This is a genomic window from Pseudoalteromonas sp. MB47, from assembly GCF_011319765.1.
Taxonomy (GTDB): Bacteria; Pseudomonadota; Gammaproteobacteria; order Enterobacterales; family Alteromonadaceae; genus Pseudoalteromonas; species Pseudoalteromonas simplex.
In genome coordinates this window covers 190,685-207,073 of sequence record NZ_VFBD01000029.1, presented here as the reverse complement: position 1 = coordinate 207,073, position 16,389 = coordinate 190,685, and the positions used below count along the sequence as shown (strand labels likewise).

Here is a 16,389-nt window from a genome sequence, read left to right as displayed (position 1 = left end):
CATGCTAATCAAGGATTGTGATGAAAAAAGCCCTGTTAACTGTGGCATTACTTGCTGCTAGCCACGCTTCAAGCCAAGAGACTTGGCAAACCATTCATACCGAGCACTTTAATGTGCATTTTAGTACTGAGAATCAGCAATGGGCCCGTTCAGCGGCAACAGAGCTTGAAATTGTTCGCGATAAGGTACTAAAACAGCAAAACCGTGCTCTTGATGAAGTGGTCGATGTTCTGGTTTTTGACCCAATTAACGCCTCCAATGGCTTTGCTTTGCCGGTGACTAACAAACCTCTAATGGCTTTGTTTACCACGCCTCCACAATCCGACACGGTGATTTCTAACACCGATGGTTGGCAGCAGTTATTAATTTTGCACGAATATATTCATTTGGTGCACCTTGCTCAGCCTACTCGAAGTGACGTGCGCCAAGCTATTCGTAATAGTTGGGATATTTACGACTTAGTTGAAGGCGAAATGCCGCGCTGGGCTGCCGAAGGGTATGCAACGCTGCTGGAGTCGAAAATGACAGGGCGGGGTCGTTTATACGATAACCTTTCAGAAGCAATACTGGTTGAATTTGCACAGCAAGGTGCATTGCCACGATATAGCCAATTGAGTAATACCGAAGGGGGCTTTTTAGCTGGCTCAATGGCGTATTTAATGGGTTCTCGTTTTCTTGCTTGGCTTGAAGAGAACTATTCAGCGCAAACCCTTGATGCAGTTTGGACACGTATGCAAGCGGTTAAAGCACGTGATTTTGATGAGGCCTTTAGCGGGGTATTTGGCGATTCACCTGAGCGCCTATATCGTCGTTTTATTGCCGAATATACTTATAAAGCAATGGCTAAAGAGGTAAGTGAGCAAACACTTACAAGCAAGCTTTGGTTAGAGCTTGATTTATACGCTTCGAACCCTGTTTTAAGTTTAGATAACAGTAAACTTGCGATTGTTGAGCGCAACAAAGATGACGAAACACGTTTAGTCATTTATAGCACTGATGACAATCAACAGGCTGCCGATGATTTTGCAAAGCAGCAACAAGCGTTACTTGATGATGATCCTGTCGATATCGCAGATAAAGCCCCCAATGTCTTTAAACGTAAGCAACAACATGTGCTTCAGCAAATTAATAGGCAGGGTATAAAAAACCCGCAGTGGTTAGACGAAAATACTCTGTTTTTCACTGCCACAACAACGGTTGCTAAAGGCTCCATTCAAGGTATTTCTGATTTATACCGCTATGATATCGACACTGGTAAAGTGAGCGCTTTGACGCATCATGCAGGGCTGCGCCGTTTTAGTATTAGTGATAACGGACAAACTGTTTATGCTGAGCAAACTCAGCATGGTTTCTCTGAGCTAGTGCGCCTTGACCTCAATACGGGTGTTTCTACCCCTTTATTTGAGAAAAGCCTAGAAACGGTTTATGACTATCCATTACTAAGCCCTAATAAAGCTCAACTTGCTTATTTAAAAGCGACATTGAATGCCAATTGGGAGTTGTATATACAAGATTTAAGCTCTCAAAAATCACTTACTGTGCCAATGCCTGAGGGCTATCAGTATCTGTCACAACCTAATTGGCAAGCAGATGGCAAAGGGCTATATTTTGTTGCCGGTAAAAAGAAAGCTCTCGATTTATATCATTATGATCTACAAAGCAGTTCACTCCGCCAATTAACGCAAGGCCAAGAAGCTGTTGCACACCCAATGGCAATGAATAATGGTGAACTTTTGTATTTATCGATCACTGCTGAAGGGCCGAATATCAAGCATTTTGCTGAGCAACCACAAGGATTAGAGGTTGTTGAATTTGCTAAAAGTGCAGCGCCACCACGAGGGCAAGTAACGAGCGAAGTATTACCTGAGGCGAAAATCTACCCGCAAAGCCCAACTGAGCCAGCTGATTATGATATTTGGCAGCAAAAACCCACCTTTTCGCTGGCATCTCAGTATTATTCGGCATCATCTTCGCTGCTTACTCTTGGAGTAAAAAGTAACGACTTTTTAAAGCAGCTCGATTTACAAGCAGGCTACAGTGCTGATTTACATGACAAAGCACTGGAAGGGGTGTTCGCGGCCGCTAAGTACTCAGCGTTTGATTTAAAATTTAAAGCGCTGTTATTTGATTACGACCTTGAATCGGCAAAACAGTACCATTCACAAATACCGGTGAAAATAAGTAACACTGGGGCGCATTTAGCCATGAGCTACCCGTTGCAGTTTCAGCAGCTTAGTATTACACCGAGTTTGAGCTATAACTACAGTGATTTTAGTAAGGGGGATGATCAATGGTTAACCCTTGGACTTGAACAAAAATGGCAACATGATAGACAGCGATACGGTTTTGCTCAGTCTGTGAGTGCTCAGTGGCTATCCGGTGATGCCAACTCGAATAATTGGCAGGGCTATAACTTTGCCACCGTATTGAGCGGTTATGCTTTTGATATTCCTGTTTATGTTAATTTTGCACAGCAATATCGCGATGACAGTACCCTTGCGCTTGGTGGTTATGAGTCAAACTTAATTAATAATGACACGCAAAGCGGCTTTGTTGTTGCTCCTGAGCTGCCGTTTATTAGTCAATTAGGTAACCGCTATAAAGGCTATGGCGGGGGCATTAGTTACAAAGATTCATTACCTTGGCTTTACTACCAACAGCATCAGGTCGATAACCGAGTTTATGCACAAAGTTACGGTCTCAAGTGGCAAGGAGACTTTAGCTTTGGCATGGGGCCTGCAGGTTTAAATGATGTAAACCTTGATTTTGGCGTCGCCCGAGTAGAAGGCGACGACTTTGAAAATGATTTACGCGCTTGGCTAAGCTTTTATTACTCGTTATAAACTAGTGTTGACCTTTTAAGGCGAAAAGCTTGGCGTGATAAAGTGCTAGTTTTTCGTCTTTATTTTCTATCTCAATGGCTTTTTCTAGCCATTCTTTGCTGCTTTGTTCATTACCTTGCTGATAACTTACAATCGCTAACTCAATATATGGTTCAGATAAATACGGAGCTAATGCGATAGCCTCCTCGAGTTGTTGTTTTGCTTTGTAAAATTGGCCATTGTTACGAGCGTTAATCGCTGTAGCGAGTAACTCGAACGGGTCTTGTCTAAGCATAGCAAGTTGTGAATTGAGCTGCTCTGCCAAAACCTGATCATTCAGTTGCTCGGCCAGCACTGCGTAATTATGTAGTAAATTCGTATCTTTAAAGCCATGCTGCATCGCTGTTTGATAAATATGTTTTGCTCCAGCTAAATCACCCGATTGACGATGTAATACGGCAGCTAAATTGTAAAGCGCAGCAGAATTTGGTGTATATTCATTGGCTTTTAAAATATAGCTGTAGCTCAAATCAAATTGGTTAGCAATAAGTGCGTCGCTTGCTAAGTTGCTGTAATAACGGCTAATTAAATCTTTTAGTTCAGCGCGGCCGGAATAAAAACTACCACGAGCAGGAAAGTAGTCAATGACAGTACCTGGCGGTACCAAATAATTATCTTCTTCACTTAAAGGGGCATAGACTTTGGTGCGAAAATGGCCTGACACATACACTATATTATTTTGCTTACTATAAACAGGCTCACTTGAGACCGCTTGGAAACCAGTTTTGAGCCCGACTAGTTGCGCGTATGCGTGAGTTAAAATTGCTAAACTGATGCAATTGCCTTGCTCATTTTGTAATGCCTGTTGGGCATTTAAGGTGGCGCTAAAATAATTAAAATTACTGAGCTTATTTTCTAAGTATTGATAAAGAACTTGATCATCTCTTAAATAGTCACCTTGGTGTCTTGTGAAATAGTTAAGGAAGCGTTTTTGTTCCTCGGCTGGTAAGGTAAAAAGTTCAGGGTCTTTTAGTTCAACTTGTTGAAAATGTTCGTTGTTTAGTAAGCTGGCAACGCTAGGAGGGGGGGCTGAATGTTGGCTTGTACTCTCGCATCCAGCCAAAAAGGAAAATAAAACAATTACATATAAAATTGGCTTCATAGCTTTTCTCTCCTGAATACTATCCGCTCAATGTACCCATATTGCAGTGACTATTCAAGTCAGTCGTTAGTGTCATCAGCTGTAAACAGCTTGTACGGATATCTTGCCAATAGTCAGTTGTATATTTTTTATTCTTTATTGCATTCTAATACTCTCTCATTACAATGCCGCGCTCTTTTAAATCGCTTTAAAAACAGTTGTTTACTGCATTTTTATGGGCGATTTATAAATTGCTAACTTATTAACTAAATTGTAACGAGAGAGGTCTGTTTTGGCGCACTTTTTGCCGATTATTTCATGCTTTATTTTAGCGTTTAGCTTTTATCCGCTTTTAAATAAGATCCGTAAAAATCGCAGTGTGTCGGGCGTTTCGCTGTTAATGATGAGCTTTGGTGTTGCGCAAAGTGTGTATTTCATCACCTTTAATCTGTTTTTTCAGCGTTTTTACATGGTTTTGCCGTTTGTTGTTACCGGCATGCTAAGTGGTGTGATTCTTTACTACTTTGTTCGTTACAATGCTGAACGAAAGCAACGCATGCAGCTAGCTGGGTTATTAGCCATCTCGGTCGTGCCTTTTGGTTTGTTGCTTAACCCTCATTATGAAACAGCAACGGTGCTTAACTGGCTAACTTATGTAGGTTTAGTCATGAGCTCTATTCGTGTTATGCCGCAGACTTATAAAACCATTAAAAGTGGTGATATTAGTAATTTAAGTGCGCGCTACTTTAGCCTACAGTTTGTTGCTGGAAGCTGTGGCCTCGCTGCCGAACTTGCTATGGCGACACCAAGTGTGTCTCACATACTAACCTTTGTGATGATATTACTGACTAATGCCGCGCAACTAGGGTGTATTCAGTATTATAAATCTCGCCCTGCAATGGCTTAAACTAAAAACAAAAGGCTGCCAAGTGGCAGCCTTTTTTGTGTTGCTAAGATTATGCTTCGAGGGCTTTACTAATTAAGCGATCGATATATTGCTTATGCGCTTTAGCTGCGGTGTCTGCACCCCATGGTACGCTCATATCAGCAATTTGATTTAACTGATAAAGGGCGGCAGCTTTGGCTAGGTTATCGTGCTTGCTCGCTTTGCCTAAACCAGCGATCGCGATTAGCTGATTCACATATTCAACTTGTAGATTGTGACTTAGGGTGTTTGCTTTTTTGCTGTCTACAAAAATGCTTGCTGTTAAGTCATTCATAAATTGGTTAAGTGAATACTCGTTGCCATACATTGCGCTGTCTGAAATACGCAGCATGACAGCCGGGTGTAATAACTGAGCAAGTACCAGCTTTTGCATGCCTAAAATCATGCCGTGTGGTTTAGGGTCTTCGTTCTTACCGTAATGATTAAAACCACGACGTTGCTGTAGCAGGTAGTTATAAAGTGGCTGCATGCTCGAAAGCACATTTGGCGAGAATACTTTGTCGGCTAACACTTGCATTGCATGTTGCTGGCGCTCAAGTGGTACTGGCGTAAATGGCGTGCCATTTTTATCATCGCCCACCAAATTACGCTCTACATAAACACCACCGATTTGACGTGACACCACGCCGGCTTGTGTTCTGTAGCTACCAAATAAAATGTTCGCTGAGGTAACCAGCTGTTGGTATGACTCACCATTAACCGTGGCTTTGTCTTTAAGTTCAGTAAACAACTTATTGATAAGCTCCATACGATCATCAGCATAAGCGGCAGGGTTAGATGACATATCGCCAATCATTACACGTGGGTCGATATGGCGGCCTGGGGCACGCATATCATCAGCATCATTACCAAACGCTAAAGCATGCTCTGATGAGCGAGCGAGAATTTTCTCAAGTCGCTGCTGCTCAGCGGCTTTATCTGCTAATGCTTGGCTGTAGCCGTATTCAATTGCCCAATCATCGTAAGGACCTGGTTTGGTTTGGAAGATATCACCTTGCTGCATACCAATAGGGGCAATGTTTGCTGGTGCATAGTCCATAACTGAACCCGTAACGATACCTTGCGTTTTACTCTTATCGTGAACTTCTTTTTCATCCCACAAGATAGATGATTTCATATTGTGGTTAAGACCAAGGGTATGGCCCACTTCGTGTAAAACTAGCTGAGTTAAGCCTTGGCGTAAAATCTCTTTGTCTTCAATGCTCGCACCTGTGCCTAAGCCTTTAGCAAGTAGCATGTTTTCTTGAATGCTGTGACCCAATGAGCAATGTAAATCGGTGCTGCTTTGGTTAGTTTCAAGCGTAGCTGCACCTTGGGTGTATAAAGTGTCATACATCCAACGGTTTTTCATGAAAACATACTCTAACATGATGTCAGAGCCTAAGATCTCACCGGTTAATGGGTTCGCAAGGGCAGGACCATAACCACCAAATGGAGGGCGTGGTGATGCAGTCCAACGTAACACGTTGTAGTTAATATCGCCTGCATCCCAATCAGCGTCATCAGGTTGTACTTTTACTTCGATGGCATTTTTAAAGCCTGCTTTTTCAAATGAGCTATTCCATGCTAGTACTGCATCACGAATAGTGTCTCGCCACTCAACTGGCGTGGTATTTTCAATCCACCAAGTAATTGGTTTAACTGGCTCAGACAGTGCCGCTGTTGGGTCTTTCTTTTGTAAGTCCCAGCGCTTGATGACATCTTCATATGGTGCCCAATCCGCTGATGTCATATTGTCGAATTCGTTAGTAAAATAACCAATACGTGCGTCATCTTGGCGAGCTTGATAATCATTTTTCGGTAGCGCGACAAATGAATGCTGTACTTTAATTGAAACGTTACGAGGATCGCTTACGGCTTTTGAACCTCGTACTGTTGGGTTAGCATTAGAAAATACATAATCCACCACAACATCTAGGTTATTTGGGTAAGGGCGCTGTTTAACGATTCGCGATTTTTTGTCGTTTAACTTACCAAGTTTAAAGCGTTTGCTGGCATTTTTATCTTTTGGGTTTGCCCACGGTGATACTTTATGCAGTGCTTCACTTAAAAAGAGTTTATCAACTTTAAAAGCAACTTTACCGTCTTCTTCTTTTTCGATTTTAATACTCGCAAGCACAGCTTCGCTGATGTTGGCATCGGCAGAGCGTGCTAGGGCTGAGTTTTCATCAAATTTATAGCGCGGTGTTTTGCTAATAATATCAATGCGGTCAAAGTATTTACGAAACTCAATTAGTTTTGTCTCGCGGTATGCCCCTCTGAAGTGGCCTGCGTCAGTAACACCATCAACGGTGTGAGCAAAGTACACAAATGGTGTATCAAGTTGAGATTGGTCGATCACCATTAAGTTATCGCCGGTTTTCGCATCTTGGTAAATGCTGAAAACACCGGCAAACTCGCTTTTATCTTTGATCATTTCAGCCAGTGTTTTTGGCTTCTTTTCTTCTTTTTTCGCTTCGGCGGCGTGGCCATTCATGGCAAACGCTAAGCTTAGTGCCAGCGCAATGTTTGTTATTTTCATTGTTAACTCGTTCCTTTAATTATTTCTCAATCAAGTTTAATGAATTAACCCTTTGATAAAAGGCTGTTTGTTAACAAGTGTGAAAGTAGTGTTGTAAGCCTCTGATATTAAGTGGTTTTTGTTTGTAACAAATTGTTCTTAGATAAGTTTTGGTTTTTGTGTTGCCAATTTATCTGTTTTTGTAACAGTTCCTTACAAATGTCACATTAATGTTTCTGTCAGCTTTGGTATGATAGGGCCAGTGAAAATATTATAGGTGTAAGTTATGCGCACAAGTTTATTAAAATGGATCTTACCGTTTGTTGCATTAATCGTTGGTGTTGCTGGTTTTATGGCAATTAACGCGATTGCTCAAGAGCCTAAAGACAAGGATGTAGTTGATGTGCGTCCTTTAGTACAGGTTGAGCCAGTAGCAAGTGATGATCATCAAGTGATTATTAATAGTTACGGCGAAGTGAAACCGCTTGAAAGTACCTTACTTGCCTCGCAAGTGGCTGGTGAAGTTACAAGCTGGCACCCAAACTTTGTTGCGGGTGGCATCGTAGCTCGCGGTGAAGTGTTATTTACCATCGAAAAAGACAACTACGAAGCGGCTGTACTACAAGCTGAAGCGTCACTTGCCAGTGCTCAAGCGGCACTGATCGAAGAGCAAGCACAGGCTAAAGTGGCAGAAGATGAAGCAAGACGTTACCCAGAGCGTGAGCGCACCGACTTATTCCTACGTAAACCTCAAGTTTTAAGTGCACAAGCAGCTGTTAAATCAGCGCAAGCGGCATTAAAACGTGCCGAGCGTGACCTTGCTCGCTGTGAGGTGAAAGCACCTTACGATGCACTGGTGATCAGCCGTGAAATTGGTGTTGGTCAATACATTAATGTAGGCAGCCAAGTTGCTGAAATTAATAATATTGAAAGTGCAGAAATCATTGTACCAATTGCTGGTTTCGATAGTGTGTTTTTACCAAAACGCTTAAAAGGCGTTAAAGCGACCATTATCAATAAAGGCTTAAACAGCTTTACTCGTGAAGCCGAAATTGACCGTGACCTAGGCGTTGTTGATAACGCGACTCGCATGAGCAACTTAGTTGTTCGTGTTGATGACCCATACGGCTTAAAGCACGACGTACAACCTATTAAATTTGGTGCTTACGTTCAAGTGAACTTTGCCGGTGCAACATTACAAAACATCTACCGTTTACCGCAGTCTTTAGTGAATAACCAAACGGTGTGGATTGTGAACGGCGAGAATAAACTTGAACCACGTAAAGTAACCGTAGTGCGTGAAGAAGGTGAGTACTTCTATATCAGTGATGGCCTTGAAGTGAATGACCAGTTGGTTCTAACGCTACCTGAGTATCCGCAAGAGGGTATGGAAGTGAAGATTGCTGGAATGAAAGAAATGACAAGCGATGCAGAAACTGCAGCGGTTGAAAAGCTTTAAGGTAGCACTATGACTGATACAAACACAGAAAAACAGTCTGGCCTTATTGCCTATTTTGCCAATAACTCGGTCGCTGCTAACTTAATGATGGTGTTTATCATCATCATGGGGATCATTAGTTATTTCACTATTCAGCGTCAGATGTTCCCGAATATTGAAATTAACTATATCGAGGTACAGGCCAATTATCCGGGTGCCTCACCACAGGAAATTGAAGAAAGTATTCTGATCAAAATTGAAGAGTCACTAAAAGATGTCACCGAAATTAAACGTGGTGTATATCGTTCGTTCCGAAATAGTGGCACTGCAAGTTTAGAGATCAACACAGATGCAGAGCTCACGGATGTACTCGATAAAGTGAAACTACGAGTAGACAGTATTGCGACTTTCCCTGCCGGCATGGAGCCGGTGACAATTAGCCAAGTTGAGTTTCGCCAAGACGTGATTGGTATGACGCTAGTGGGTGATATTCCACTGACTGAGTTAAAGCCTGTTGCAAACAAAATTGAAGATGAGTTATTGCAGTTATCTAATGTGTCGCTGGTGCAAAACGATGTACCACTTGATGAGATTGCGATTGAAATCGACCCAGATTCACTTCGTCAATACAACCTTACTTTAAGTGAGGTGGCCAGTGCTGTACGTCGTTACTCTGCAAATATTTCAGCAGGTCAATTACGTACTGACGCAGGTATTATCTCGGTACGTGTTGAAAATCAATATTACAGCGGTGATGAGTTCCGCCAGATCCCAGTAAAAATTGGTGCTAATGGCGCGAAAGTGCTTTTAAACGACATTGCTGTGATCAAAGACCAATTCACAGAAGGTGAACGCTACTTTAAATTTAATGGTGAAAATGCCGTTTATTTATCAGTAAAAGCAACCAAAGAGCAAAATATGATCCCGGTTGCTGATTCAGTCAAAGCCTTTATTGAACAAAAGAATAAAGAGCTACCAGCCGGTCTTCGTCTTGTGCCACTGATGGACATGACTTATTACCTCAATGCCCGTTTAGACATGATGAAAACCAACCTTTTCCAAGGGGCTATCTTGGTGGCCATTATGTTGTCTATTTTCTTACGCTTTAAGCTGGCACTTTGGGTAATGATTGGTTTACCTGTGTGTTTCTTAGGGGCAATGATGATGATGCCATTATTTGGTATCAGTATTAATATCGTGTCGTTATTTGCCTTTATTATGGTACTCGGGATCGTGGTAGATGATGCCATAGTTATAGGGGAGAGCGCCTACACCGAAATTGAGAAAAAAGGCGGTGGTGTTGTAAATGTGGTAAATGGCGCAAAGCGCGTTGCTACCCCAGCAACATTTGGTGTCTTAACAACGATTGCTGTATTTGCACCGTTTACATTATCAAGTGGTCCAGAGAGCGCATTCTTCTTTGGTATCGCAGTGGTGGTAATTCTGTGTTTGATATTTAGTTTGATTGAATCGAAACTTATTTTACCAGCGCACATTGCCCATACTAAGTTTCCGCCAATTAATCCTAATAGCTGGCGAGCGCGTTTTAACAAACGTTTCTTTGAGTTTGTAAATGGTCCATATAAGCGTTTTATTGAGCTGTGTGTTGAATGGCGTTGGTTTGTGCTATTTGCGTTTATCGGTTTATTAATTTTGACGTTTGGCTTAATTTCTTCAAACCAAGTGCGTGTGGTACCAACACCAAAAGTACCTCAGGACTTTCCGCAAATTCGTTTAGAAATGAATGAAAATGCCTCGGATATGCAAACAATTAATGCTATTCGTGAAATCGAAGCCATGGTTAACAAGGTAGACCAAGAGACAGAACGTGAATTTGGCCAAAAGCTTATTCGCGATATCTTAGTGTTCAACCAAGGTCGTACTGAAGCACAATTACTTGCTCCGCTGGTAGATGAAGAGCTTCGCCCTTATAACGCATTCGAACTATCTCGTCGTTGGCGTGAACAAATGCCAAGCATCCCAGGTGTGAAATCACTGCAAATTTATGATGATGTAAATGGCGGTGGTATGGATGGTGAGTTTGGTTACTTACTTTATGGCCCAGATATCGATACCTTAAATGAGGCAGGTCGTCGTTTCATCCAACTATTACAACAGCAAAAAGGCTTATTTGATATTAGTTCGACCATCGATCCGGCGAGCAAAGAAGTGCAATTAAGCTTAAAACCTGTGGCATATGATCTAGGTTTAGACCTTGCCAATATTGCTAACCAAGTTGGCGCAAGCTTTTACGGTGGTGAAGCTCAGCGTGTTATTCGTCGCGGTGAAGAAGTACGTGTTATGGTTCGTTACCCGAAACTAACACGTGAAGCGTTTGCATCATTAAAGCATGCTGTTATCACAACGCCTGCAGGCCAAGAGGTGATGCTGGGCGATGTTGTTGAACTGAACGAAAAACCAGGTATTAGCTATATTCGCCGTGAAGGTGGCTATCGTACTGTGTATATCTACGGCAGTATCGATGAAGAAGCGATTGAGCCGGGCGAAGTTGTTAAGCAAGTTGACGAGAACTTGTTGCCACAGTTAAAAGAAGAGTACCCGTCAGTTAAAACTGAGCTAGGCGGTTCAATTGAAGAGCAGCAGGCGCAAGCTAATGAGCAAATCATGTTCTTCATCGGCGGTATGATTTTAGTGTATATCTTGCTTGCTGTACCGCTTAAGAGCTATTCGCAGCCTCTAATTGTTATGTCGGTTATTCCATTTAGCTTAACCGGTGCTATTTGGGGTCACTTCTGGTTTGGTTTAGATATTAGCTTGATGTCGGGCTTTGGTTTGATTGCTGCGGCCGGTGTTGTAATTAATGACTCGTTAGTTATGACCGACTTTGTAAACCAAGCACGCCGCGAAGGTATTTCAACTCGCCAAGCGGTTATTGAAGCAGGTTGTGCGCGCTTTAGAGCAATCACCCTGACATCAATTACAACCTTTGCCGGTGTACTACCGATTATGTTCGAAACCAGCTTGCAAGCTAAGTTTGTAATTCCAATGGCGGTTGCACTTGGTTTTGCGGTTATGTTTGCAACTCTAATCACTTTAGTGCTAGTACCTTGTTTGTACATTATCATGAGTGATGTAGGTAATGGCTTTTTGAATATATTCCGTTCTGGTCACCGAGTAACGACCAGAAGAAAGCTGGTGAAAGACTAAAGCTCTTTCTGTTTTAAAGCCAACCGAGCGGTTGGCTTTTTTGTTTCTGCATCTTTTGCTAGTAACTATTTGCTATATAAGACCTTTGGTTACATTCTTTTGTTTGATTTGTGATTCGGTCGCGATTATACTCAGTCTTGTTTTTGGCAAACTAACTGAAAAGTTAGGACGCAAAGTTTCCGGTCTAAGGTTTTAAACTATGATAGCGGGACCGCTGATAAGCACATAATCTAGTGCTTTGGATCTTTTGCCTCAAACTAAAAAGTATTTATTTTGTACGGTTGTTAGATAATGCCTATTAGTTGTTCTTAGGGTGATACTTTGTTTATGCATACGTCAATGGCCTCCGGGAAGTGGTTGCCGATTGGTTGCTTGAATCATCATACCCAACTATTTGTTGGTGATAGGGTGATTGTGACCTTTTATGACATGCAAGGAGAGCTAGTCGATTTATCATTCGAATATCCAATAGTCAGTACGGATCAAGGTGAGCCTCATAATTGGCCGCGCTCCGTTGCTGAGCATATTAATGTGCATATTCCGCTAGTAAAAGCTGGAAAAATGACTGATCAAGGTTTAGTGGTAGCCTATCGCTCAAACCAAATTTATGCCCTAGAAGGCTCGGGTATTACGCATGTAAAAGTGGCATTTAATTGTATCGCCAAGTGTGAAGAGCGAGTAAAAGATAGTCTGCAAGATTATGACTATGTTTATCCTCAAGCATGCAACGATTACAGTGCAGGAATTAAGGTTTTACAACCTAAAACAGGCCATATTTATATGTGTAAACCATGGCCATTTAGCGAGTTTTGTCGTGTTAAAGATTCACACAACCCGCTATTTGAACCAGGTGTAGGAAAAAGCTGGGCTATGGCTTGGCAGCAAGTTTCACATTAAGAGTTTCCCCCTAAATGCTATTTTAGCATTGCTTAGCCCACTCAATTTGAGTGGGCTTTTTTAATACCAACCCGCAATAATACTTAATCATTTTGAGGGATTAAACCTGTCGTTAACTGCGTTAAAAATTTCTCATTTAGAACAACTAAATAACGAAATTTTTGCCTAGTTATCAACGAGGTTTTATTGCCTCAAAATAGACTACTTAATTAAGCTGATTGGTATAATTCTGTGATAAACTGCCAGCAATTCGTTTTTTATTTTGGTTTTTTCTTGTGTCGTCAAATTCGTATTCTTTGTCTTTATTAGCGCATCCTCCTGTTGCCAAAAAACAGCCTCATCCATTAACTACTCATCAACTAACTCGCACCGATAACTATTATTGGATGCGTGATGATGAGCGTGAAAATAAAGATGTATTAGCGCACTTAAACGCCGAAAACGATTATTGCGATGAGCAACTCGCCGATATAAAGCCACTGCGCGAACAATTATTTAATGAACTAAAAGACCGCATTGTAAAAGACGACAACACGGTACCCGTGAAAGATGGCCAATATTGGTATCACTCAGAAGTACGTGGCGACGATGAATATGCACGTCATTATCGCAGTAGCTCAATAGAGGCGCGCGACAAGCACTTGCTGTTAGATGTAAATCAATTAGCTGGCGATTACGAATTTTATGAATTAGGCGAAGTTGCAATTAGCCCTGACGAGCAGCTACTTGCATACTCTGAAGACACTGAAGGTCGTCGTATTTATACCGTGCGTTTTAAAAATATTGCCAGCGGTGAGATGTTTAGTGATGTGCTGGAAAACACCGAAGGCCAAGTGGTGTGGGCTAATGATAATAAAACGGTGTTTTATGTGAAAAAAGACCTGCAAACCTTATTGGGTTTTCAGGTTTACCGCCATGTTTTAGGCACCCCGCAAGCTGATGACGTACTGGTTTATGAAGAGCAAGATAAAAGCTTCTTTATGGGGCTTGGCAAAAGCCGCGATGAAAGCCTGATCATAATTGACCTTGCGACCACAGAAACAAACGATACTTGGGTGCTTGATGCCAATAATCCAGAAGGTGGATTTAGCGCCTTAATGCCACGCGAAGAAGGCCATGAGTTTGATGTCGATAAGCTAGGTGATACCTTTTACATTGTGACCAACTGGCAAGCGAAAAACTTTCGTTTAATGACCGCGACGCAAAGCACCATTGCCGATAAACATCGTTGGCAAGAGCATACAGCACATCGCGAGAACGTATTGTTAGAAGGGATCGAGATTTTCGATGACTACCTTATCCTCACCGAGCGAGAGCTTGGCCAAACACGTTTTGTAGTGGTGGATCAGCAAGCCGAGCGTCTTACTTTAGAGTTTGATGACCCTTGTTATTATGCTGCAATTGCCATGAATCCAGAGCCGAATGTGAGCTCTGCGCGTATTTACTATTCAAGCTTAACTACGCCAGGTTCTTTGTATGATGTTGATTTAAAAACAGGTAACAAAACCTTATTAAAACAACAGCAAGTATTGGGTGATTTTAACCCAGAGCATTATCGCTCAGAACGTTTAATGGTTACTGCAAGAGATGGCGAGCAAGTGCCGGTATCTTTGGTTTATCGTATCGACCAATTTAATAAAGATGGAAGTAATCCGCTGTTGCAATATGGCTATGGCGCGTATGGTATTACCATCGATCCTAGTTTTTCAAGTAGCTCACTAAGCTTGCTTGACCGCGGTTTTGTTTATGCGATTGCACATATTCGTGGTGGTGAAATGCTAGGGCGTCACTGGTATGAGCAAGGTAAAAAGCAATATAAGCAAAATAGCTTTAGCGATTTTATTGATGTTACGCATGCGCTTACTGAGCAAGGCTATGCACACCCAGAGAAAGTATTCGCGTCTGGTGGCAGTGCTGGTGGCTTATTAATGGGCGCTGTGGTTAACCAAGCACCTGAGCTTTATTTAGGTATTGGGTGTCATGTGCCATTTTTAGATGTGTTAACCACCATGCTTGATGAGAGTATTCCACTGACGACCAATGAATACGACGAATGGGGTAATCCAAATGATCCTGCGTTTTATGATGTGATTCAGGCTTACTCACCGTACGATAATATTAAGCCACAGGCTTACCCTAATATTCTTGTTACAACCGGGTTTCATGACTCTCAAGTGCAATACTGGGAGCCAATGAAGTGGGTTGCTAAGCTACGTGAGCTTAAAACCGATGACAACATTTTGGTATTTAAAACCGACATGGATGCAGGCCATGGTGGTGCATCGGGTCGTTTTAAAAGCCTTGAAGAAAAGGCATTAGAAATGGCCTTTTTTATTGCTTTATTATCGAATTAAGGCTTAGATAAATAGGTAAATAAATTTTATAAGCGTAAACTTAAGTTGTATTTCAAAGGGGTAAGCATGTTTAAAGCCCATGGTGATTGGCGTTATTTTGTTGAGCCGCCGGTGATTTATGTGGAAATGAGTGGCAGTTTTAATAAAGAAGCCGTTGCTTCATTTAGTATTGAAGTTGCTCAAGAAATCATGAAGTACCCAGAGCTTTCAATTCAGTATGCTGTGGTTAATTTGGAACAATTTGAATTAGCAACTGCCGATAGTATTGAAACTGCTAAGGTATACTTTCAGGCTGTCAAAGCACGAGGCTACAAACGCGTTGATTACATCAAAGCGAATATCATTGCCCGCAATTTATTAGAAACAGTTTGGTCTGGTGTCGAAATGGATATTAACTTTCACCAAGACGCTGAAAGCTTTTTTCAAATAAGACCCGAGTACGATAATTTAAGAAAGTGGTTAAAATAATACCTTCTGAATATAAAAAAGCCCTCAAGAGAGGGCTTTTTCGTGTCAATTCTGAATATTAACCTAGGTAAGCTTTTAACATCCAAACAAGTTTCTCTTGTTCTTTAATGTAGTCGCCCATTAATGATGCTGTACCTTCGTCATCTGCATCACCAGCTTGTGCTAAGATTTCACGCTGCATTTGAATAAGCGTGCTGTAACCTGCTAAAAGGTTTTCTACTGCAGCAGTGCCTTCAGTGATATTTTTAGCTTCACTGATCTTACTTGCTTCAATGTATTCAGAGAATGCATGTACCGGTGTACCACCTAACGTTAAAATACGCTCTGCAATCTCGTCTACTTTCTCAAGTAGTAAGTTATAAATTTCTTCAAATTTAAGGTGTAATTCAAAAAAGTTACGACCTTTGATATTCCAATGAAAGCCGCGTGCGTTCATATATTGAATTTGGTAGCAGCTTAGTAAAGAGTTTAGTGAATTTACGATATCTTCACTTTTTGCGCTGTTTAAACCAATTGCATTTACCTGTGACATAGATTGCTCCTTAAAAAAACCGTTAAGTGTTTACTTGCTAGTGCTTGGTGTTAAGTATTAGCCATCTTGGTTAATCTGTAAAATGGTTTAATTCGAACACAGTGATAGGTTTTAGTTATCAAA

Annotated in this window: 10 protein-coding genes and 1 riboswitch; of the genes, 7 read left to right on the top strand and 3 right to left on the bottom strand. The window is 41.6% G+C overall.

What is annotated here, in order from left to right:
- The first annotated feature begins 20 nt into the window (after window positions 1-20).
- On the top strand, window positions 21-2,843 hold the full coding sequence (locus tag IMPJCBKJ_RS17250; protein ID WP_166341247.1) for a hypothetical protein: 2,823 nt from the start codon (window positions 21-23) through the stop codon (window positions 2,841-2,843).
- A 1-nt stretch (window position 2,844) separates the two neighbouring features.
- On the opposite strand, the gene IMPJCBKJ_RS17245 is transcribed toward IMPJCBKJ_RS17250, so the two are convergent.
- On the bottom strand, window positions 2,845-3,984 hold the full coding sequence (locus IMPJCBKJ_RS17245; protein WP_166341245.1) for a hypothetical protein: 1,140 nt from the start codon (window positions 3,982-3,984) through the stop codon (window positions 2,845-2,847).
- Window positions 3,985-4,255: 271 nt separating this feature from the next.
- Between IMPJCBKJ_RS17245 and IMPJCBKJ_RS17240 the strand changes: the two genes are divergently transcribed.
- On the top strand, window positions 4,256-4,870 hold the full coding sequence (locus IMPJCBKJ_RS17240) for a PQ-loop domain-containing transporter (RefSeq protein ID WP_054552304.1): 615 nt from the start codon (window positions 4,256-4,258) through the stop codon (window positions 4,868-4,870).
- Window positions 4,871-4,919: 49 nt separating this feature from the next.
- Here IMPJCBKJ_RS17240 and IMPJCBKJ_RS17235 read toward each other — a convergent pair whose 3' ends face one another.
- The gene (locus tag IMPJCBKJ_RS17235; protein WP_166341243.1) at window positions 4,920-7,430 is read right to left on the bottom strand and encodes a zinc-dependent metalloprotease; all 2,511 of its coding nucleotides are present in this window, start codon (window positions 7,428-7,430) and stop codon (window positions 4,920-4,922) included.
- A 265-nt stretch (window positions 7,431-7,695) separates the two neighbouring features.
- Between IMPJCBKJ_RS17235 and IMPJCBKJ_RS17230 the strand changes: the two genes are divergently transcribed.
- From IMPJCBKJ_RS17230 to IMPJCBKJ_RS17210, 5 genes are all read left to right on the top strand, one after another.
- Window positions 7,696-8,868: an efflux RND transporter periplasmic adaptor subunit gene (locus IMPJCBKJ_RS17230; protein ID WP_166341241.1), complete on the top strand. Its 1,173-nt coding sequence runs from the start codon at window positions 7,696-7,698 to the stop codon at window positions 8,866-8,868.
- Between the two features lie 9 nt (window positions 8,869-8,877).
- The gene (locus IMPJCBKJ_RS17225; RefSeq protein ID WP_138619616.1) at window positions 8,878-12,015 is read left to right on the top strand and encodes an efflux RND transporter permease subunit; all 3,138 of its coding nucleotides are present in this window, start codon (window positions 8,878-8,880) and stop codon (window positions 12,013-12,015) included.
- 135 nt (window positions 12,016-12,150) lie between these two features.
- Window positions 12,151-12,234: riboswitch (cyclic di-GMP riboswitch) on the top strand.
- Between the two features lie 108 nt (window positions 12,235-12,342).
- On the top strand, window positions 12,343-12,912 hold the full coding sequence (locus IMPJCBKJ_RS17220) for a hypothetical protein (RefSeq protein WP_054552308.1): 570 nt from the start codon (window positions 12,343-12,345) through the stop codon (window positions 12,910-12,912).
- A gap of 275 nt (window positions 12,913-13,187) precedes the next feature.
- Window positions 13,188-15,266, top strand: coding sequence for a S9 family peptidase (locus IMPJCBKJ_RS17215; protein WP_138599098.1), 2,079 nt, complete (start codon window positions 13,188-13,190; stop codon window positions 15,264-15,266).
- Window positions 15,267-15,332: 66 nt separating this feature from the next.
- On the top strand, window positions 15,333-15,734 hold the full coding sequence (locus IMPJCBKJ_RS17210) for a hypothetical protein (protein ID WP_166341239.1): 402 nt from the start codon (window positions 15,333-15,335) through the stop codon (window positions 15,732-15,734).
- 58 nt (window positions 15,735-15,792) lie between these two features.
- On the opposite strand, the gene IMPJCBKJ_RS17205 is transcribed toward IMPJCBKJ_RS17210, so the two are convergent.
- Window positions 15,793-16,266, bottom strand: a complete 474-nt coding sequence (locus IMPJCBKJ_RS17205) for a Dps family protein (protein ID WP_054552310.1) — start codon at window positions 16,264-16,266, stop codon at window positions 15,793-15,795.
- Window positions 16,267-16,389: the final 123 nt, after the last annotated feature.